This is a genomic window from Maribacter spongiicola (assembly GCF_004364165.1).
Taxonomy (GTDB): Bacteria; Bacteroidota; Bacteroidia; order Flavobacteriales; family Flavobacteriaceae; genus Maribacter; species Maribacter spongiicola.
This window is the reverse complement of sequence record NZ_SOAY01000010.1, coordinates 1500005-1523779: the sequence shown is the minus strand read 5'-3', so window position 1 is coordinate 1523779 and position 23775 is coordinate 1500005. Positions and strand designations below refer to the sequence as shown.

11 protein-coding genes are annotated in these 23775 nt (G+C 34.1%); 6 read left to right on the top strand and 5 right to left on the bottom strand.

Annotation, left to right across the window (positions count from 1 at the left end):
- Positions 1-8: 8 nt before the first annotated feature.
- Together CLV90_RS06915 and CLV90_RS06910 are read right to left on the bottom strand one after the other, a co-directional pair.
- Positions 9-1289: a sugar isomerase gene (locus tag CLV90_RS06915; RefSeq protein WP_133686735.1), complete on the bottom strand. Its 1281-nt coding sequence runs from the start codon at positions 1287-1289 to the stop codon at positions 9-11.
- Between the two features lie 75 nt (positions 1290-1364).
- Positions 1365-3464, bottom strand: coding sequence for a bifunctional aldolase/short-chain dehydrogenase (locus tag CLV90_RS06910; RefSeq protein WP_133686734.1), 2100 nt, complete (start codon positions 3462-3464; stop codon positions 1365-1367).
- A 187-nt stretch (positions 3465-3651) separates the two neighbouring features.
- Between CLV90_RS06910 and CLV90_RS06905 the strand changes: the two genes are divergently transcribed.
- The 6 genes from CLV90_RS06905 to CLV90_RS06880 all read left to right on the top strand — a co-directional run bounded on the left by CLV90_RS06905 (position 3652) and on the right by CLV90_RS06880 (position 15036).
- Positions 3652-4698 carry a GntR family transcriptional regulator gene (locus CLV90_RS06905; protein ID WP_243835288.1) on the top strand — a complete coding sequence of 349 codons (1047 nt, stop codon included), beginning with the start codon at positions 3652-3654 and terminating at the stop codon, positions 4696-4698.
- A gap of 352 nt (positions 4699-5050) precedes the next feature.
- Positions 5051-8158, top strand: coding sequence for a SusC/RagA family TonB-linked outer membrane protein (locus tag CLV90_RS06900; RefSeq protein WP_133686733.1), 3108 nt, complete (start codon positions 5051-5053; stop codon positions 8156-8158).
- Between the two features lie 11 nt (positions 8159-8169).
- A complete protein-coding gene (locus CLV90_RS06895) occupies positions 8170-9747 on the top strand; it encodes a RagB/SusD family nutrient uptake outer membrane protein (protein ID WP_133686732.1) in 1578 nt (525 codons plus the stop codon).
- 27 nt (positions 9748-9774) lie between these two features.
- Positions 9775-10488: a hypothetical protein gene (locus tag CLV90_RS06890; protein ID WP_133686731.1), complete on the top strand. Its 714-nt coding sequence runs from the start codon at positions 9775-9777 to the stop codon at positions 10486-10488.
- 211 nt (positions 10489-10699) lie between these two features.
- Positions 10700-13171, top strand: coding sequence for a TonB-dependent receptor domain-containing protein (locus CLV90_RS06885; RefSeq protein ID WP_133686730.1), 2472 nt, complete (start codon positions 10700-10702; stop codon positions 13169-13171).
- 794 nt (positions 13172-13965) lie between these two features.
- Positions 13966-15036, top strand: coding sequence for a LamG domain-containing protein (locus CLV90_RS06880; protein ID WP_133686729.1), 1071 nt, complete (start codon positions 13966-13968; stop codon positions 15034-15036).
- Positions 15037-15281: 245 nt separating this feature from the next.
- On the opposite strand, the gene CLV90_RS06875 is transcribed toward CLV90_RS06880, so the two are convergent.
- The 3 genes from CLV90_RS06875 to CLV90_RS06865 form a co-directional block, all read right to left on the bottom strand.
- Positions 15282-18617: a VCBS repeat-containing protein gene (locus tag CLV90_RS06875; RefSeq protein ID WP_133686728.1), complete on the bottom strand. Its 3336-nt coding sequence runs from the start codon at positions 18615-18617 to the stop codon at positions 15282-15284.
- Between the two features lie 154 nt (positions 18618-18771).
- Complete coding sequence (locus CLV90_RS06870) at positions 18772-20289, bottom strand: RagB/SusD family nutrient uptake outer membrane protein (protein ID WP_133686727.1); 1518 nt, start codon at positions 20287-20289, stop codon at positions 18772-18774.
- 11 nt (positions 20290-20300) lie between these two features.
- Positions 20301-23309, bottom strand: a complete 3009-nt coding sequence (locus tag CLV90_RS06865) for a SusC/RagA family TonB-linked outer membrane protein (RefSeq protein ID WP_166638542.1) — start codon at positions 23307-23309, stop codon at positions 20301-20303.
- Positions 23310-23775: the final 466 nt, after the last annotated feature.

Genomic DNA, 23775 nt, shown 5'->3' with positions numbered 1-23775 from the left:
ATCTTCAGCTATAATCCCGATGCTACCGAGTTTATTCCTCTTTCTTTTATTAAACCCTGTCTAACTTTTAAGGCACGATAGGTTTCTATAGGGTTTATTGCTCCTCCTCTAGAGATTCTTGCTTTTTCAATCAACGGTCTAACATCTGTACGGTAAGCATTTTGAAGTATTTCTTGACATTTAACAACATCATTATCCTTTTGAGCTGCTGCCAACTGATCTTGATCGATCAGCAATGCTTTTGCATATGCTTCTTGAATTGCCTCTAAAGATTGTATTAAATCTTCTAAAGGATCTTTTATATTATGACTGGCATCAATCATCCAAGCTGGATACGGATTTTGAGGATTATTTTCCATACCATATACCAAAGAATTAAAAATCAAGAACAATGAATAAGGCTTAATGCTACCAACAGTAACATCATCATCACCATATTTACTATCGTTAAAATGAAAACCACCTAATTTACCCTTCATCATTAAAGTTGATACGATCTGCTCTATATTGGTATTGGGCAAGTGATGACCAAGGTCTACCAAACTGTATGCTTTGTCTCCGCATGCATTGGCCAACATAAAAGAAGTTCCCCAATCTTGAATTACAGTACTGTAAAAATTTGGTTCATAAGGTTTATATTCAATAAACATTTTCCAGTCTTCCGGTAGTGCCTTGTATATTTCTTTAACACTATCTTCTGTATTTTGAAGTACATGTTGAAAATTACTCTGACCAGGAAAATTAGAACCATCCGCCAACCAAATGGTCAAGCTCTTTGAACCTAATTTATCACCTATATTGATTACATCTATATTGTGTGCAATAGCTTGGTCTCTAGACGCCTTGTTAATATTGGACAATGATCCAAACTTATAGCTCTCTTTAGCATTTTTTTGATCTTGAAAGGTATTGGAGTTAACAGCATCGAATATGATATCATGAGAAGCCGCTACTTCCTTTATTGCCTTATAATCACTTGGCACATCCCAAGGAATGTGTAAAGAAATAGCCCCGGCGGTCTGTGTTAATTTGTGTAATATACCTACATCATCTATTTTTTGTTCTAACGTGCTAGGCTCTCCTTGAAAACCAAAGCGACCAAATCTGGTACCACCTGCACCTAATGCCCAACTAGGAATAGCCACTTGAAAGTCTGCAAGTTTCTTTAATATTCCATCCACATCTTTTCCTTGCTTAGACAACATATTGCCTAAAAAATTATATGTATCATCATGTAAGGACAGATGTTCTTTATTTATTCCTTCTAATTGATTCTCGTCTACTCTCATAAGTACTAATTTCCCATTAAAAATAAGCTTCTATAGATTTTCACCTATAAAAGCTTTTAAAAAAACTACAAACAACTACCTTACAAATGCGTTGGCCATACCGCCATCAACATTGATAATATTACCAGTTGATTTATCCAAAATTCCTACGCATGCAAAAACACCGTTAGCAATGTCCTCAGGGTATATAATTTCATTTAATAAATTTCTTTTGGCGTAATGTGCCGGCAACTCATCTACAGTTATACCATAAGCTTTAGCACGACCTTCTGCCCAGTCTCCTTCCCATATTTTACTACCCACTATCACTCCATCAGGGTTTACAACATTCACTCTAATTTTATCTTTACCAAGTTCGGCTGCCAATAAACGGCTCATATGTTGTTGCGCTGCTTTGGAGGTACCGTAAGCCACGTTGTTAGGACCGGAAACTAATCCGTTTTTGCTCGCGATGCTAATAAAGTTTCCACCTAAACCTTGATCTCTCATAACGGCAACTCCTTGTTTTGCTAGATCAAATTGACCTTTAACAAGAACGTTCTGCAATAATTCCCAGTCTTTATCAGTAGTTTCTTCCAGAGGCTTCGAAATTGCCAAACCAGCACTATGAACTATGATATCTACCCCACCGAATTCTAAACATGCTTTTTTGAACGCATTAGCAATAGATTCGGTATTGGTAACATCGCAAACGGCATAACTAGCTACATCTCTTTTGTATGTTGCCATACCCTCTACTAATCTATCTTCTACAATATCAGTAAGGATTACGTTAGCACCTTCTGCTGCAAGTTTATCTGCTATAGCCTTGCCAATACCACCACCGGCACCAGTTACCAAAGCTACTTTTCTTGACAAAGGTTGTTCCTTTGGCATACGTTGCAATTTAGCTTCTTCTAAAAGCCAATACTCAATATCAAAAGCTTCTTGTCTAGGTAATGAAGTATATGCGGATATAGCTTCAGCGCCCCTCATTACATTAATAGCATTGATATAAAACTCACTTGCTACTCTAGTGGTTTGTTTATTTTTTGCGAAACTGAACATACCTACCCCTGGATATATTATTATGACAGGGTTAGGATCTCTCATTCCAGGGCTGTTATCATGCTTACAATTTTCATAATAAGATGCGTATCCCTTTCTATATTCTTCGAATGCAGGTGTTAATTTCTCTAAAACTTTTGAGCTATCTGAAAGATCCTCAGCAGTACCTAAAGTAAGTACTAACGGTTGTATTTTTGTTCTTAAGAAATGATCAGGACAAGAAGTGCCCATTGGCGCTAATCTTTCTAAATCATTACTATTAATATACTCCAAAACCACATCAGTATCTGTAAAATGCCCGATCATTTGATTTTCAGAAGAACAAAGGCCTCTTAATAAAGGCATTAGTTTTGCCGCCTTATCTTTTCGCTGATCCGCTTCAAGACTTTCAATTTTCTGGCCTCCAAAAACACTCCCGTTTTCAGTAATTTTATTTTCAATAAATTCAGAAGCCATTTCTATAACCTCCAAACTATTTAAATAACATTCATAAGAGGTATCGCCCCATGTAAACAAACCATGACTACCTAAAACAATGCCACGAATACCTGGGTTATCGTTTAAACATTTTTCTAATTGTAGACCTAAGTCAAAACCTGGTCGTTGCCAAGGAACCCAGCCCATTGTATCTCCCCAAATTTCTTTGGTTACTTTCTCACTATCTTTTGCCGCAGCAACTGCTATTAAAGCATCTGGGTGTAAATGATCAATATGTTTAAATGGTAGTAAACCATGTAATGGTGTATCTATAGAAGGTGCTTTACTATCTAAATCATAAATACAATGATTGAACAAACCAACCATACGATCTTCATCTTCAAGACCTCCATAAACATTTTTTAAATTTCTAAGACGTTCTGTATAAAGCCCAGCGATACCTGCCTTGGTAAGTGTACCAATATCACCTCCAGAACCTTTTATCCACATAACTTCTACCTCATCATTGGTTAGAGGATCTTTCTCAATGGTTTTACAACTTGTATTACCACCACCGAAATTAGTTATGCGAAGGTCTGCTCCTAATATATTAGACCTATATAGAAACAATTCTACTTGGTTGTCTCCTAATTTAGACGCTTTTGCTTCGTCCCAAAGATAATCTACGTGTTTATATGTCTTGACCTGCATTAATGTGTTGTTTTTAATTATGGTTGTCAACGAAAGTAGGATATGAATAAAAACAAAGCATCCTGTACTATACTGTAAGTTAATTTTCTTAAATTAAATCAAAAAGAAATTAGAAATACATAAGTTTGAGTTTTTATAAGAATATTTTCGAATACAACTCAGTAGTATTAAACTAAAAACAAATAGCTTGAAAAGACTTGAATATATTTATGTAGACACTGAATCTAGAATACCCAAGTATAAACAAGTTATGGATTCTATTATAAATAGCATACATAAAGGTAATTTGGGAATAGGAGAAAAAATACCATCAATTAATGAAGTAAGCGAAGAATATCTATTATCAAGAGATACTGTAGAAAAAGCATACGGTATGCTAAAAGAACAGAACATAATTATTTCAGTAAAAGGTAAGGGTTATTACATTTCTAAAACTGATCTAACGATTAAAGTGAAAGTCCTATTCCTCATCAATAAACTAAGTACCTATAAAATGAGAATATTCAACTCGTTTGTCAATAGCTTAGGTGCAAATGCAAAGGTGGATTTAGACATTTATCATTGCGAGCCATTAGTATTTAGCAATATCATCGAACATAAAAAAAATTTATATGATTATTTTGTAATCATGCCACATTTTAAAAATGAAAACCTTCAACATATGGGTTGTACAGATGATATACTAAAAGCAATACACTCTATACCTAATGGAAAGTTGATTATAATGGATCGTAATCTGAAAAGCTTATCTAAAGAAGCAGGACGTATATATCAAGACTTTACAGAGGATATCTATAATGCATTAACAGCAGGTTTAGAAAAATTATCAAAATATAAAAAAGTTATTTTAGTATATCCAAGTAAAGGTGTTTATCCTTACCCTAAAGGAATTGTAACTGGTTTTAAGAGATTTTGCATTCAACATGATATGGATTATGAAATATTAGATGAAATCTACGATAGCATGGAATTGCAATTAGGTGATTTATATATCATTATAGAAGAATCTGACTTAGTAAACTTAGTAAAACAGAGCAGAGATAGACATTATAAATTAGGGGAAGATATCGGTATTATATCGTACAATGATACTCCATTAAAAGAATTACTAGGTATTACTGTTATTAGTACAGATTTCAAAAAAATGGGTGAAGAAGCGGCTAAAATGATTGTCGATAACAAAAGGGTAGAAATTAAAAATGATTTTAATTTCATAGACCGTCATTCAGTATAAGCTAAATTATTAATCAAACCTTAATATGAACTATTTACATCATATTCTTTCTGTAAACTAGCAAGGTTTTTTTTAAATAGTTAAATTTTAAAAAGCTGGGTATATTCTATACTCAGCTTTTTAATTTTACATAAACCGTTGATTTTCAAAATATTGGATATTATTTAAAAATTTAAAAATTATTACACTCAAAATATCCCTACAGTACAGTACAGGATGCCTTCCTAATTTCCTGTTAATATAATTGTTAAGAATCTTATAATTAATGATGGATTATTTTAATTAATTAACAAAAATTCGTCTTGCAACTAAGATTAATTCAACATTTAATTTTAACAAAACTCAATTTGAAATGAAAAAAAAGTGTAACAAACGTTCGCGTATTGCTACCTTCTCGGTTTTGGCATCAATGGCATTATTCTTATTGTCAATTACGTCATCATTCGCACAAGTACAAGCTGTAACCGGAACGGTAACTGACACTAACGGAGAGCCTCTACCAGGGGTGAACGTAGTACAAAAAGGAACAAACAACGGGTTATCAAGTGATTTTGATGGTAATTACTCGATAAAACTTGTACCAGGATCTAAAATATTAATCTTCTCTTATATAGGCTTCAACACTAAAGAAGTGACGGTTAATTCTTCTACTATAAATGTATCGTTAGAAGAGGATACAGAAAACCTAGACGAAGTTGTCGTTATTGGTTACTCAACAGTATCTAGAGAAAAAGTTTTAGGCGCTTTAACTTCTGTAAAATCAGAAAAAATTGCGTCAGTAACACCTACCAATGCCTTTGAAGGTGTTCAAGGTAGATTGGCCGGGGTACAGATAGCAAGTAATGGTGGACCTGGAGCAGGCTTCGATATAAGAGTACGTGGTACTTCTACTTTTAGTGCTGGCGGTACAGGACCTTTATATGTAGTAGATGGTCAGCAATTAGATAATATTGACAATATTGACCCCAATGATATTGCTTCTCTTGAGGTACTTAAAGATGGTGCAACAACCGCAATATACGGTACTAGAGGTGCTAATGGGGTTGTATTGATTACTACAAAATCAGGAAAATCTGGCGATGTCAGCATTGACGTTAACGTTGTAAGTGGTATCAATACCTTAAATGGTGCCATACCCGTAGCAAATACTAAGCAGCGTTTGTTTTATGAAGACGTGCGACGAACAGCAGCCCAACGTGAAAACCCTACAGGACTGCAGAGAGATTCTTTGAGTCTTAGAAACCGTAATTCTTTCGATCTTCAAGATTTGATCACTAGAGCTGGTATACGTAATCAAGTAAACGTTGCCGTTAGTGGAGGTAGTGATAAATTAAAAGCGTATTGGAACAATGGTTTTCTAAATGAAGAAGGCATTGTAGTCAATAGCAGATTTAAAAGAATCAATAGCCGTTTTAAATTAGACTTTATGCCTAATAAAAAACTAACGTTGAGCACAAGCTTTAACGCATCTTTTGAAGAGTTTAGCGGTTTAAATGAAAATCAGGTCTTTCAACAATTGGTAGAGCGTATTGCCTATTACCCTGTTTTTGAACCTGACGGAAGTTTTACACCTGAATTTGGTGGTAGACAGAACCCTTTAGCAGAAGCACAATTAAGACAACAAAAATTAAGAACGTGGCGAGCACAAAGTTTCAACTCTATACAATATAAGATTACACCATCATTCTCTATTAAATCTACATTAGGTATAAATTTTAGATTAAGGCGAAACAATGATTTTCAACCATTATTGGTCTTAAACCCAAACAACACAAATCCGTTAGGTAGTATTAGAGATAGAATAGACTACGATATACAGCAAGAGAATTTTGTAAACTATAATAAAGATTTTGGAAAACATAGTGTCTCTTCTTTTGCCGGTATGCAAATACTTAAAAGAGTAGAGGAAAATTTTGGGATTTCGAACGCCTTATTCGTATCAGAAGATGTACAAACATTTAATAATGCCGACCCTAATGGTTTAGGTATTAATGGAGGTCAAACTTTCAATACTAGAAGTAATCTGTATTCTTTCTTCGGTGGTTTCAATTATGATTTCGATAACCGATATCTTATTAGTGCCACATTAAGACGAGATGGTTCATCAAGATTTGGCGACAATAAAGAATTTGGTTATTTCCCATCAGGTTCTATAGGTTGGAGGTTAAGTAACGAACCTTTCTTCAAGAATATCGGAAGTAAAGTTAATAATCTTCTATTTAGAGCTAGTTACGGTGAAACAGGTAATGACAGAATTGGTGATTATGAATTTACCTCTGCTCTTTCTCCTGGTGCTATTTATGATGGTATAAGTGGTGTATCGCCAACAAGATTGGGTAACCCAGAATTAAGTTGGGAAAGTACAATCGCCACAAACTTCGGTTTTGACTTAGGTATGTTTAAAAATAGACTAACCGTAAACTTTGACATTTGGAGAAAAGATACAGAAGATTTATTAGCAAACGTTCCACTGCCTGAAGAATCTGGCTTCTCTGGAATTAGACAAAATGTCGGTGGTGTAAGAAACCAAGGTATAGATATAAATGTCGGCGGTCGTATTTTACAATCTAAGAATTTTAGTTGGAACACTAATTTCAACATCAGTTTTCAAGAAAATGAAGTTACCCAGTTATTTGGTGGTACGGCATTTCAATCTGGCGATTACCTAATTGAAGAAGGTCAACCGCTTGGTAATATCTACGGATTCAAAAATTTAGGAGTCTATCAATATAACGAGTCAAACGCTTATACCGACGATGGTGTTCAACTAACACCAAATTTTGATAATGCTGGTGAGTTCGTTAATTATACATTAAACGGATCAGAATTTACTGGTGATGTCAATCAGATAAGAAATGATGGTCGTGTTGCAGAAGGTGGTGATATCATTTGGGACGATGTCGATGGTGATTTTGTAATTACTAATGAAGACAGACAAACAATCGGTAATGGTTTACCGACCTCTTTCGGTGGTTTCTCAAATGATTTTAAATATAAAGATATAAGTCTAAGCTTTTTATTCGATTTCACATTAGGCAACGAAACATGGAGACGTTGGGATGAAGCAAGAAATGATTTGAATTCAGGAGGAGAAACTCCAGGTCCTGATCGTATTCTTGGCGCTTGGTCAAACCCTGGCGACATTACTGTATACCCAAGGTTGACTAGAGTACCTCAAAATAGAGATCGCCCTAATAGTTTCTTTGTAACCGATGGTAGTTTTATAAAGTTACGATTTGTCAGACTAGGTTATGACCTACCAAAAAGTGCCTTAGAGAATTTTGGTTTTGTTAAAAAGTGTTCTTTTTATATTTCTGGAAACAATTTACTAACATGGACAAATTACCCAGGCTTTAATCCTGAATTAGGTACAAGAGGCAATCCGTTAGAACCGGGAGTGGATAACTTAAGATTTCCAAATGACCGTGAAGTAATTTTAGGCCTTAATCTTAAATTTTAAAAAAAACTATAATGGAACTAAAGAAAATAAATAAATATATAATAGGTAGTGTAGCCATTTTAATGGGTACCATATCTATATCATCATGTGAAGACTTGGTAGATGAAAGTCCAATAAGTGAAATCTCGCCAGACAATTTTTTTAGAAATAACAGCGATGCTTTAGCATCTGTTATTGGCATGTATGATGGCATGCAACCAGCTTTTCGATTAAAACACTATTATTGGGGCGAATTTCGTGGTGATAGTTATATTAATGGAAATGATGGTGCAAGTGCAAATAATATCGAGCTTACAACAAATGATGTTACCTCTGGTAATGCAGGAGTATTGAGATGGGACGACTATTATGATCTTATTAACAGGGCCAATTTAGTAATAGCCAACCTACCTCAAATAAGTGGGTTTGATACTGACCTATTAGCCGAAGCACAAGCGATGAGAGCATACGCTTATTTTCAAGCAGTTAGAGTATGGGGCGATGTACCATTATTTACAGAGCCGGTAGTTGGCGCGAGCCCAGACTTACAAAAAGCCAGAACAGATTCAAATACTATCATCAATGATATCATTATACCAGATATGTTGGCTGCAGAAGAAAATATTGGTATAGTAAGTAGACCATATCGGTTTTCGTCTACTAGTATTTGGGCACTACAAGCAGAAGTTTATGGCTTCTTGGGTGATGATGTAAAGGCTAAAGAAGCACTTTTAAAAATTGTTGAAAGTAACGAGTTTAACTTGGTTACAAATGCAAGAGATTGGCAAAATCTATTCTTAAATGATAACATAGATCCTTTTTCAGCTAACCCTACTAGTCTTGGACCGTTGAAAGTACAACAAGGACCTGAGCTTATAATGTCTTTAGGTTTTAGCTTAAATGAAGAACCAGGTAGCGGTAATAGAAATAGAGCAGGAATTTTTAATTTGTTTTTTGCCGGTATACCGTCATATACACTTTCACCAGGTTTAGAACTTAAATGGCGCGAAAAATTCCCAATTGACTCTCTTGGTTGGGTTACTAAATATCCAGATACGAATCCGGTATTGACAACAACCAATGAAGAAGGTGAAGAAGCGTTTATTTATGGTGACTACAGATACTATTTATCAAGAGAAGGTACTACTAATCTAGAATTGAAAGGATTAGGAAATGCAAGAATGGCAAAATATAACAAAGCAAATTATAGCCAAAATTTAGACGATAGCGACATGGTACTTTTTCGGTATTCTCATATAGTGTTATTTCTTGCGGAAGTTGAGAATAGGCTTGGCAATGACATGACAGCATTAGAGATTATCAATGATTTTAGAACTGCTAGACAACTACCTTTAGTTGATGCAGCTGAATTTGGCACAACAATTCAAGAACGTGAACTTTTCATCTTAGATGAACGCCAACTAGAACTATTAGGCGAAGGTCAACGTTGGTGGGACCTTAGAAGAACCGGTCGTGCATTAGAAATCTTAAACCCAATTTTAGATACACTTAATGGGGGTAGAACATTGACAGATGAAAGACTGCTTTTTCCAATATTTGATGAACATCTAGTTGAAAATCCGTTATTGGAGCAAACTCCGGGGTACTAAAAAATAATTCTTATAAAATATATTAAAATGAAAAAAATAAAAGCAATAAAATTGTGTAGCACACTTCTGCTTATGCTAGCATTTATAGGATGCGACATTGATTTGCAAGAGCGTTTTGTTTTTGAACCCGAAGTTGATTTAACGGATCCGTTTGGAGAAATGACAGCTTGGCAATTTTTTAATAGTACGCAAGCATTAAAGCTAAACGAAGATGGCACTTTAAATGGTGATGGGTTAAACTACTTTAGAGCAGCTATTGAAGCTGCCGGTATGGTGGATGAATACAACACACCAAACGACGGTAGGACCTTTATAATGCTAAATAACAATGCCTTTGAGGGCAATGGCGATATAATTGCATTGGTAACAGGATCAGCTGACATAGAAGAAGGTGAAACACCTGCTGAAGTTATGGCTAGAGCAGATATCAGTGTATTGCGTTTAATTTTACAATATCATATCATCACTACGTACATTACTCAAAACAATCCGCTTTTAGTACGTGATGTTAACTATGAATTTCAGACTTTAATACCAGGTGAAGCTGGTAAAATTGTTCTGAGAAGAGATAGCCAATTGAGAGTTGATGTTAATACGTCACCTGCACCATTACCTAGTACAGCAACAGGAGGCGGTAATAATGAAAGACTTCGTAATTATAATTATGTATTTAGTAATGGAATAGGTCATAGTTCAAATGATCCCGTAAGAAATGAACCTTATCCTAGTCCAAATAATTAATTTATAAAAATAGTTGAGTTAGTTTGTTGAGTTAGTTTATAAAGACCCTTTCACAGTATTTGAGCATTACTGTAAAGGGTTTTTATTTTATATAATAAAAACAAAATATAAAAATTTAAGTGTTCTTTAAAATACTACTTTTCTTTCCTCTACTTCATTTTCAAAAATTCTGTTATTTCAAATTTAAAAATCAATTTTAATTAATTTTAAAATGCATATTAAACAAATTTGGCTCACCGTTTCACTACTAACATACGGTGCAATATGCTTTTCTCAAGTAACAGGTAAAATTGTTGATGAAAGCAACATTGCTCTAGAATATGCTACTGCAGCAATCTTCAATCAATTTGACAAAACCCTAATTACAGGTGTCATAACAGACCTAGAAGGTAATTTTACACTAACCGACATAAAAAATGGAACGTATTATCTAGAGGTATCTTTTATTGGTTATGACATAACAACTATTAGAGATATAGTTATAGAGAAAAATTACGATAAAAAAGATGTAGGTATCGTACAATTAAGTTTGGGAAACTTACTTAATGAGGTGGTGGTTAAAGCAGAACATGCTTCGGTGGTCAATAAGATCGACAGGCAAGTATATACTACTAAAAGGTTTAAAAATGCACAAGGAGGATCTGGAGTTGACGTAATACGTAATTTGCCTTCGGTTACTATTGATGGTTTAGGTGAGATTAGTGTTCGTGGTAGTACCGGCTTTATTGTTTTGCTTAATGGAAAACCCATACAAGGAAATGCCAGCTTGTTAATGGCATCTCTACCAGCAAATGCCATAGAGCGTGTAGAAGTTATCACAGCACCTTCTGCAAAATATGACCCCGAAGGTAAAGCAGGTATTCTAAACATAATTACAAAAAAGGGCGCAGCAAATGGTGCATTTGGTCAGCTAAATATAAAGGGCGGCCTTCCCTCTATCGAAAATTATGGAAATGACAAAACGCATCAACGTCATGGTATCGATGCTACCTATTATGTTAAAAATGACAAATGGAACTTTGCATTTAGCGGTAATTATCAACGCAACGATTTAGGAGGAAGACGCGAAGGAGACGTATTTACGATTATCAATGATGTAAAAACACAATTTCCGTCTACAGGAGAACGTAGTTCTAACGAGGTTAATTATAGCGGACGTGCAACGATTGACTATTCGCCAGATTCTACCAGCGTATTCTCATTTGGTTTCTTTGCAGGAAAGCGTAGTAACGAGCGTTTAGCGGATATTGTTTACTCTGACAACCATGGAATATCGCCAGCTAATAGTAACAATAGAATTTACACCTTTCAATATTATAATCATAATACTAGAGAACGTAAAAGTGATTTTGCAATTGGTAGTTTAGATTATGAGCATACGTTCAAAAATACATCAAAATTATCAACTTCATTTTTATATGAATATACGCTGTTAGGCGGTCCAACGGTAAACCAAAATTTAGGGTTTCCTGATAATTCTATTCTCTATCAAGATGAATTCAACACAAATACCAATCCTTTAAATGGAGTAAGATTTCTATTAGATTATCGCTTTAACGCTCTTAAATTAGGAGTTTTTGAAACCGGATACCAATATAGAAATTTAGACCACAAAGGTGATTTTGTTTATGAAAGACGTCCTCGTTTTGAAGACGATTTTGTTTTAGTTCCTGAATTTTCAAGTGAGGTTAATCTAAAAAGAAGTATTCATTCATTTTACACACAATTTACAGGTCAGAAAGGAAAATGGGATTATGCAGCTGGCGCAAGAGTTGAAATAACCAATAGAACCTTCGAACTAAAAGATAAAGCCAATACTGTAGATGAAACCTTTAAATTAGATTTTACTAAATTGTACCCATCTACTTCTTTACTATATAGTATTAACGATAATACAAATATTAAAGCCGCCTACAGTAAAAGAGTGGAGCGCACCACGACATTTAAAATGAATCCTTTTCCAGAACGTGAGCATTCAGAAACTTTAGAACAAGGCGACCCAGAACTTAAACCTGAATTTATTGATTTACTTGAATTAGGAGTTACCAAAAAGATAGAAGGCGGTAACTCAATTTTTGCGACAGCATATTACAGAAATGTAAAAAACTTGGTAAATCGTGTAAATACTGTATTCAACGATACAATTCTAAACAGAATTTATTCAAACGTAGGTAATGCCAAAGCCATAGGGCTAGAAATTGGAGCACAATTTAAGCCATTAAAGAACTGGGGTAATTTCATTGGAGCCAATATCTATAATTATTCAATTGATGGAACATTTGATGACAGAAAAGTAGATTCTAAAGCAACTGTATATTCCATAAACTTAAATTCTACTTATACATTTTGGGACAACGCTTCATTACAATTTACATTCAATTACCTATCGGAAAAAGTTACGGCACAAGGTGAAGATTCCAGATTTTATTCCCCAAATTTAACCTTACAAAAATCGTTTTTAAACAATAGACTAACAGCAACCTTTCAATGGCAAAATATTGATATGGGACTTTTAGACACCAACGAACAGCGCATAACAACGGTTAAACCAGACGAATTTTTTACAACTACAAACTACATTTATGAAGTTGACATAGTATTACTCAATCTTTCCTTTATATTCAAGAACGGAAAAAACAAAACAAAATTTATTGACAGTGAATTTGGAAAAAGAGAGTTTTAATTGTACCTACTTTCAACATCATATTTTCTTAAATATACTATAAAAAGAGCAACTGTTTTGGACTACAAGTATTCTCTTATCTTAAGATTTAATTCTATCTATACTCTAAGAATTTCATTTAAAAACTCTTTTTATTCTCTATATTTGATTCTAAGAGATAAGTTTTTCATTAACTTTTAAACAATTGCAGGTAGCAAATCGACAACAGTAAAAATAAAATTTCGCATAACCCTCTGTATTCAGGAATTTCCAACAATAGGTTTGAATCCTGTCGAGGTCACAAAGATTTAAACCCTGCAAATTTTACAATTTGCAGGGTTTTTTTGGTTTTTAGAGGTTATATAAAATGATTGATTGTAATCTGAATCAGTAACAAATCATAAGAATTTGGGGTCGATTTAATAAAACTGATGTAGTGATAAAATATAATTGATTAGACTTTTATTTTTAAAAATTGCTTAATGAAAACATAAAACCCACACCCACATCTAACACATTCGCAATCTTATTTTAAAATACTTTTTCAAGTTTAAAAAGCTTTTTATCGATAGTTCAGAGCATCACTATAAAAAATGAAAGCGCCGCTATATACATAAATTAAATAAAGTATTTCTGTTTGAGACTATAAAGAGAAACCAGCAAAAATTAATTGAAAAAATCATTATTTAATGAAATCCAATTCTAACAAAAATATAAATCGTTAATCTGATTGATTGTTCAGTTTTAGTACAGTTGAATATCAGAGAAAAAATTACTTGTTTTTTATCTTTAATCAAAGTGTAAAAATCCTTGTAATGAAAAAAATAGTATTGCTGATAGTGCTTACAAATTTTATTGTAGTTAGTTGTTCAACATCTACTTCAGATGAACCAACTACAGAACAGAAAGAGTTGGAGGAAGAAGTCATAACTGAGGAGGAAGAAGAAAATGAAGAAGAGGTTATCGAAGAAACCTGGATTACAATACCCGTACCCGCAGATGCAGGTTCTGGTATGACGTGGGAGTTTCAAGAAAGTGTTTCCGATGATTTTGAATATGAAGCTGAGGCTTCGAACAAAAGTGCTATATTTTTAGATAAATGGGACGACTGGTATCATAATGCTTGGTCAGGACCAGGTTCCACCACTTGGTCAAGAGATCACTCATTTGTAGAAAATGGCACTTTAAAGTTAACTGCTTCACGTTTTGAAAACGACAGAGTTAATGCGGGTGTTATACATTCTAACCAAACTGTTAAATACCCGGTATATATAGAGGCAAATATCAAAATCATGAATTCGGTATTGGCAAATGGCGCTTGGCTACTAAGCCCAGATGACACTCAAGAAATAGACTTTATGGAAGGCTACGGAGCTAGTTTTTCAGAGAGTGCAAATGGTGATCTTTCATGGTACGCAGAGAGAATGCATGTTAGCCACCATGTATTCATTAGAGATCCATTTCAAGATTGGCAACCTAGCGAGCTAGTTAGTGGTAATGGTAACCCAGCACCAAACCCAACGTGGATCACTCGAAATGACGGTGCTGGAAATACACTTTGGAAAGACTCTTTTCATAGATATGGTGTTTACTGGAAAGACCCTTTCAATTTATATTATTATATTGACGGCGAACTTGTAACTAAAAGAGAAGGGAAAGACCAAATCGACCCTTTATATTTTACAAATTCAACAAACCCAGGTGATACAAGTAATGACACCAGAACTGGGCTATCTAAAGAAATGGATATTATATTCAGTGTTGAAGAACAAGGGTGGCGAGCTATAAATGGTAAAGCCGTAATACCTACCGATACAGAATTATCAATTTCCGATAATGACTTTACTATTGACTGGATCAGAATTTTCAAACCTGTTGAAAACTAGATGAAATTGATTTTAAAATGAGGTCACATCTAATAAATATATTAAATATGACCTCATTCTTTTTAAACATACTACAAGGTTATTTCTCAATTAGCAAGCTAATGTTTCTTGTGGCTTAATTGAGCTTATCTATCGTTTTTAAAAATATAGAATTAACCCGTATTATTGTCTAAATACAACCTCACCTGTCTGTACCGAGGAATTTAGTTCGCAATATGTGCCAATTAATTTGATTAAAAAAATCACTATCTACTTTTAGGAAGTAACGTAAAAAAATCATGTGCACCATTATTGTTTGCTACTATTATTGTAGTTTTTTTCTTTGATTTCAAAAACCCCATATTTCTAACGTCTTTATCAGTAAAAAAGCCTGATTCTAAATGTGGTATCAGTTTAAACGTAGCCTTTTCACTACCTTTTAAAAAGAAGCCAATACCTGCATCACCACGAGTAGTTTCAACTTCTGTTTGGTAATTGTTTCCTGCAAGCAGCAGATCTAAAATACCATCATAATCAAAATCTTCATATAAAATACTATTTATTGGAGATTGTTGAACCTGACTTTCAAATGGTTGAAATACAAAAGACTCGTTGTCTACATTTATAAATATTCCAGACCTAAATTCAGTTGCAATATATAAAGGTTCACCTACTTTGCCTCCTAGAATAGCATCTAAATCTAGTTTTGCAAATTGTTCATGCGTATCTATACGGTTTACTAAGTAGGGCATTTGTTTCGCTAAATCCACTTTTCCTCTAATAGGCATGTTCTTACCATCAATTTCCTTTGCAATGACTATATCAACAGAACCATTTCGATCATAATCATTAGCAAAAATCGATAATGGGTCTTCATAACTTGCCTTTAGTTTATGATTTAAACCTAAATTACCAGCTATGATATCTAAATCTCCATCATGATCAATATCTTGAACTTCAATTTTGTTCCACCACCCTATCGATTTAGATAAGGTTTTATATGCATCGCTCTTTTTAAATTTACCCGATTCATTAATGAATATCTCAATACCCATCCACTCTCCAGCAACGACCAGATCTAACAATTTGTCATTATTAATATCTACCCATTTGGCATCGGTTACCATACCCACTTTTTCTAATTCAGGAGCCAATAAACCTTCTACACGAGAAAACTTACCTTCGTTATTACGTAATATAAAACTTGATGGTGCAAACGGGTATTGACCTGGTATTACTCTACCACCTACAAAAAGATCCAAATCTCCATCTAAATCAATATCACCAGAAACAACCACAGAACCAGTTGACGTAATTTCTGGTAATGCTGTAAGTGACCTTGTAAATTCACCTTTGCCATTATTTAAGTATAACCGGTCTTGTGCATACCTGGCGTTTCTATAATCTTCATAACTACCGCTAACTACGTATAAGTCTAAATCACCATCACCATCGGCATCAAAAAAGCAAGCACCTTGATCTTCAAACATCTTATCTATATCGAATGTATGTATTGAGAAAAGACGTTCTTTAGATTGACCAATTGAAATTAACTGACCAGCTTGATTTTTACCCCCACCAATATAAACTTCTTCATTTCCATCACCATTAATATCGCCTACAGCCAAACCTGGTCCTGACTGAGATATTTTATGTGGTAGTAAAAGCTGTAAATCAAAATCATTGAAATACTCTTCTTTATGTTCAAAAACATAAGGTTGCTTTTCAAATATAGGTTTCTTTACTTCTTCACTTATTTTAGCGGCGACACCTTCTTCATAATTTATTCTATTTGTTTGATTCACTTTAAATGTCGTGTACTCTTTAGTGCTATTATCTGACCATTGCACTACTATTTTATTCGGATTTTTATTTTTTGGTAGTCCAAAATGCAATGTATTCGCAACAGAAGATAAAAAGCCTCTAGTATTAGTTAATTCTTTAGTTTGTATAGATGTATCATCAAACACTAAGGTGACTTTAGCGCCTACACCATATTTGTTTTTATCTACTCCTTCTAATTCTATTTTTATGAAATTACCTAGTTTTTGTTCTATTGAGTTATTTTTTAAGATTATAGCTTCTTGATTGATATTATTTACAATAATTTCCAGGTCACCATCATTATCCAAATCGGCATAAGTTGCACCATTAGAAAGTGATGGAGTCATCGTTGCCCAAATATCGGATGCATTTAAAAAAGTATTGTTCCCATTATTTTGAAATAAATAATTTTTTAATTTTTGCTGGGGTAACATTTTAGTGAATTCTAAAAAATCTTCATCGGTAGGTTTTCTCCCTCTTGAACGCAGAATGTCCATTGTAGACTCTATAACATCACGATTCATTACATCTCTGTAAATACCATTAGTTATAAAAATATCATTAAGACCATCTAAATTAAAATCGGCTGCCAAAACTGCCCAAGACCAGTCGGTATCGGCAACACCTGCCATTTTAGATATTTCACTAAAGGTGCCATTACCATTATTAACTTGAAGCATGTTATGAACATACTGATGATGATAGCCTTGATTTACCATCATCTCAAATTGACTGATTGGCATCATACCCATATTTAGTTTAGCCCGTTTATAATCTTCAGGGTTCATATCAAGAGTAATTAAATCTAATTGACCATCATTGTTCATGTCAGCCAAATCACTGCCCATACTATTAAATGACATGTGTTTAAACATGGTTTTACTAGACTCTTTAAATGTGCCATCACCATTATTTATATAGGCAAGATCAGGATAATTAAAATCGTTACAAACATAGATATCTAACCAACCATCATTGTTAAGATCACCAACTTGTGGGTTTAAGCCAAAACCTATATCATAATACAACCCGGCTTCTAAAGAAATATCTGTAAAATGACCAGAACCATCATTTTTATAAAGTCTATCACTACCTTTTAGCTCCATAGTTTTTGGATTGCTATGAACCTTATTTAAATCTACTATTTTTGTTCTGCTCGTTATATCTGGTGTATTCGACACATAGACATCAAGATCATTATCTCTATCAAAATCAAAGAAAGTAGCCTGTATTGTTCTGTTACTATCTGCTAGACCTATTTCTTTAGCTTTTTCTTCAAAAGTTAAATCTCCATTATTTAGGTATACTAAGTTATCGAATTGACCATTTTGATCCAACCAACCACCACGAGATACATGAATATCCAATAAACCATCGCCATTAACATCGGCCATGGTAACACCTGTATTAAAACCAGGAAGATTTAAAATACCAGCTTCTTCAGTGATATCTTTAAATTTTAAATCACCTAAATTTAGATACAGCTTGTCTGGTGCTGAATTTGCAGTAAAGTAAAGATCAACTAAACCGTCATTATTGATATCACCAGCAGCTACCCCAGCCCCGATGTAAGTATACATATATTGGTAATAATTAGAGTCTACAGTTTCTGTAAGTGTATTATTAAAATAAATACCAGTACTGGAAGAGGTAATTTCTGTAAATAACTTAGGGGAGGAAGTGGTAACTGTTTCCTTTTTATCGTCTGAGAAAGAATTACATGAAAAGGAAAAAAACGCTAACACATAAAACCAAGGTTTTATAAATGAATTATTCATCTTTAGGTATTTGACTTGCATAGCTTATAATAAAATCTTTAAAATACATGTATATAATAACTATTCCTATTTTCGAGAGAATACAGAGGGTATTAAAAAATAACGGTGAACAAATTAAGGTTCACCGTTATTAAACTAAACTAACTCAACAATTTTAATTACCCAGGTTTGGATTTAAATCTATTATTGCCTGCGGTACTGGTGAGAAATAATTACTGGTACCTAGGCTACCTTGTATTTCATTATGTTCTTGAATTGCACCTGGCGAATCTCTTGCAATTAATGCTTCTTCCACTTTTTCCATTCTAACAAGATCGAACCATCTAAGGTATTCACCAGCGAACTCCCATTTTCTTTCGGAAAAAGCTAGTTCTGCCAAATCGCCACTAGTTACATCTATGCTTGAATCTGCAGATGCATATGGTAAACCTTCAGCTCTTCTTCTAATCATATTCAAAGCCTCCCATGCATCTGCGCTTGATGCACCAGATCTACCTGAGGCCTCAGCATATATTAATAATACCTCAGCGTAACGCATGTAAAAATCATTTCTATCGGTAATGAATGCCGCTGCAGGTAAATCATCTACAGGTCCAGCTATTTTTTTGAAAATCGGACTTTTTTGATCACTAAAAGTGGTATAATCCAAATCTGTCCTATAAGTAGCTTCTTTACGTGCTCCTTCAGGAAAATCTTCAAAATATCTGATTTCGGCAAAAGTCTCTTGCCACCCTCCAAAGTCACTTGGAAGACCTAATATTCCATCTTTTAAATTTGCCGTGTTAAAACCACACGACCCACAATATGAAATCGTAAATACACTTTCATTATTAAATCGGTTAGCTACTTTCCATAAATCTTCTAAATTAGCTGAAAGCTCAAATTGATAAAGTGCTGCATTATCAATAACCTCTTTAGCTTTTGTTGCCGCACTGGTATATTTACTAACATCTTTTACAGGAAAGCCTGCCCAATCTAAATAAAGTCTAGCCAACAATGATTTTGCAGAACCTTTATTAGGTCTAGGAGCGCCAGCTTCTTGCCCTGGGTATACATCTGGTAATCTCATTTCAGCTTCCATGAAATCAGATTCGATCTGAAGGTAAACATCTACCTGTTCAGATAAACCAATATTAGGATCTGGAATAGCCGTCAGAGGAATAGGAATTTTACCATGTACACGAGTTGCATGAAAAAGTGCCATACCCCTTAAAAAATAGACCTCGCCAATCAATATATTTAAACGATCTTGATCAACATCTAAATTCTCCATTCCCTGCGATCTTTCTAAAAGGGAGTTGGCTGTGTTTACAATATTGTAAATGGCATTCCAATTGTTTAATAAACGTCCGTTTGTAGATTGTACCACACGTTGATCAAACTGTCTAAAATCAGCTTTATTACTTGCAAAGTGGGTCGTAATATCGTCACCTGCCCAAGAAGCAGCATAAAAGGTTGTCCATTGTGCAGCACTTAACAACGTACTGTAAATACCTGTTATACCTTTATCAAAATCAGTTAAACTTGCAAAAGATTCTGGTGGCAGATTAAATTCTACCGGGTCTGGGTCTAAATTTGCACAACCTTGTAAAACGGTTGCAGAAATAGCTACGAACAAACCTGCATAAGCAAGTCTTTTCACTATACTTTTTTTGTTTTTATAATTTTTCATATTCTTTTTTTTTAAAACTGAAGTTTAAGACCTAATGTCAATGTTCTTGGGTTAGGGTAAGCCCCTATATCAATACCGGCTCCTGCATCTGTATTGTTCAAATCTTGATTAACCGGTGTAGAAGATACCTCTGGGTCATATCCAGTGTAGTCAGTTAGTAATAATAAATTTTGCCCACTGACATAAACTTGAAGGCTTTCAATACCTTTTATCACTTCGTCAAATGTGTAGCCTAATTTTAAATTACTTAATCTTACAAAACTACCATCTTCAACATATCGCGAAGAATTCAAAACATTCAGTGAACCTCTTCGTGGTATATCTGTTTCATTTTGAGGAGTCCATTTATTTACACTTAACGGAGAAAGGTCATCTCTAAAATCACCAGCACCACCATTAATTGCTGCCGCAACTTGGTTATAAACATCAAAATTATGTGCTGCATTTATGAATACGTTCAAGCTCAAATTTTTATAAGTAAATGTGTTATTAAAACCCCATGTTAAGGTTGGCAACCCATTACCGATAGTAGAAAAAACCGAGTTGCCCTCTTCATCGGTCAAATACTTCGCATCACCTGCCTGAATACCTTCTGGCAAAACATCAGTTGATTTCCATGTACCTAAAAACGTAAGACCGTAAAATTGACCCAATGGTTGACCAAGCTCAATTACATTTATAGAATTTTCAGTACCATCTACGGGTCTAATATTTCCTAATATTTGATCAACATCGTTCACCAATTCAGTTACTTCGTTAGTAACATATGAAAGGTTGAAGGAAGAATCCCAAGTGAAATTATCATTTTGGACAATGGTTCCAGCCAAAGAAAAGTCGATACCCTGATTATCAACGACCCCAGCATTTTCAAATTTCGCAAAAGATGTTCCTGGAATTATAGTTCTTAATAAGAGGTCTTCTGTAGTTTTTTTAAAATAATCTACAGACGCATTAAGTCTTCCACTAAAAAACCCAATATCAACACCAATGTTTGTTTGTGAAGTTGTCTCCCAAGTCAAATCTGGATTACCAACTTGTGTAAGAGTTGATCCAGACACCAATGTAGAGCCGTCAAAAGGATAATTACCAGCATCATTGGTCAAAGAAAAACGTGCTGTAGAGTTTATATTCTGATTACCTACCTGACCCCAGCCAGCTCTTAACTTTAAACTACTTAAAGTTGTACCATTTTCAAGAAACGGCAAATTATTAAAACTATAAGCAATTGCACCAGAAGGAAAATACCCTGTTCTATTACCTTTTGCAAACCTAGAAGACTCATCAATACGCATAGATCCAGTTAAATAAAGTGAGTTGTTATAATTGTATTGAACACGACCTAAATAAGATTGTATCGCATTTTGATTACCATCATTAGTAAAATTTTCTCTTGATTGATCTTCATTATCGGCTAAATAAATTCCGCCTGTAGCTATAGCGAATGTATTGTAACTATTAAAAGTATTACGGTCTCCTTGAAATTCATATACCCCTGTAATATCAAGATTATGTTTATTAAAACTATTGTTATAATTAAGAATGTTACTTACCTGATGACTTGTGTTTCGAAAATTAGTATATGCAACACGTGTATGATCGGGATTAGCATCGGAAGGGTTATCATCTCGTATAAAAGACTCAATATTTTGATTTATTGTAGACGCCCCTACAACAAGACTATATTTAAAATGATTTGTAAACTTATAACCAACATTAATATTAGTATTTAAACGATCAGCAGCACGATCTCTATTACTTCTTAATAAAGTACCTATTGGATTAAATCCATTGTTTGCAAAATTTGAACTTGTAATAAAATTACCATCACTATCTTGTACAGGTAGTGTTGGATCCCATGTTAACGTCTTTAAAATACTACTCCCTTTAAAACGATTAAAATCATCTGGGTTATTCACCTCTGATTCTCTACTACCATATAAATTTACACCTACCGATAATTTATCTGTAACATCAAGATTAATGTTAGAACGTAAAGAGAATCGCTCATATTCATTACTAATAACCGTACCAGTTTGGTTTACATAGTTACCAGAAACGAAGTATCTTAAATTATCTTTGCCGCCACTTACTGCCAACTGCGTATTTGTTCCTATACCTGTTTGAAACAATTGATCTTCGTAATTGATTGGGTTAGCATCAAGAGCAGATATTTGTTGTTCTGTATATGCTGGATCTGCACCGTTTGCAATTAACCCTGCATTTTTTTGTCTAGCAAAATCACCAGAACCTAATGTTTCAATACTTCTAGCTTGACTACTTATTGATACGAAATGATCGAAGCTAATTTTGGCTTTACCGGCTCCTTTCTTAGTGGTCACCAAAATTACACCATTTGAAGCTCTAGAACCATAAATTGCCAACGATGAAGCATCTTTTAATACCTCTATAGAAGCAATATCATTTGGGTTGATGGTTCTCAAATCTCCTCCAAAAACACCATCAACTACAACTAGCGGGTCATTGTTACCTGTTATAGAGTTAACCCCTCTTACCCTTACTTTAATACCTGCACCTGGTGCACCAGAACCTGAAACTGACACCCCTGCTGCCCTACCTTGCAATGCATCTTCTACACGAGTCAATGGTTGGTTTTCAAATGATTTGGCCGTTACTTGAGAAACAGCACCGGTAAGATCGCTTTTTTTAGAGGTACCATAACCAATTACTACTACTTCATCTAACAAACTTGCGTCTTCTGCCAATACTATATTAATAGTTTTCTGACCTCCAACCTTTATCGACTGTGATGCATACCCTATATAGGATATTAATAAAACATCATCTGGTGATGCTTGAATTGAAAAATTACCGTCGAAATCGGTCTGTGTACCGTTAGCCGATCCTTTCACTAAAATATTGGCCCCAACTACAGGTCCTAAATTATCGGTTACTGTTCCTGAAATGGTCTCTTGACCAATTGCGCTGTTCATGCTCAGTAGGGCAAAGAACAGTCCCGACAGAAAGCATTTTTTTAAAAATTCAAAAAATTGTTTTTTCATAATCATTGGTTTAAATAAAATTTGCTTGAGTTATTATACATAGATCTGAACTAAGAATATTGTTAATATTTTATGGTATTCTTAATATTAGATCTGATGATTAAGTAAAACTAATTATAACTCTATTTTTTTTGCCATTTTACAACTGCACAATAACTTGACACAATTACTAAAAGTTAGATTTATCAAGGTTTTCGAATATAATTTGGTTTGAAATTGAAATATTTGTCAAAAAAAAAGACTGTCATAAAGACAATCTTTTTATACCTATAAATCGAGATTATTTAAGCTAAAAACTACTCAATCATTAATTATGTTAGCTTTATTTATCCGTAATTAGAATTTAAACTTGAGTGATTTCTAAAACAACTTGTTCACCTATACCTTAACTATCGGCTAGAATTTATTTTTGTAGTCAATAAATTTAATTTCCTTGATTAATAGTTTTTCTGTTACCAAGCGCCTA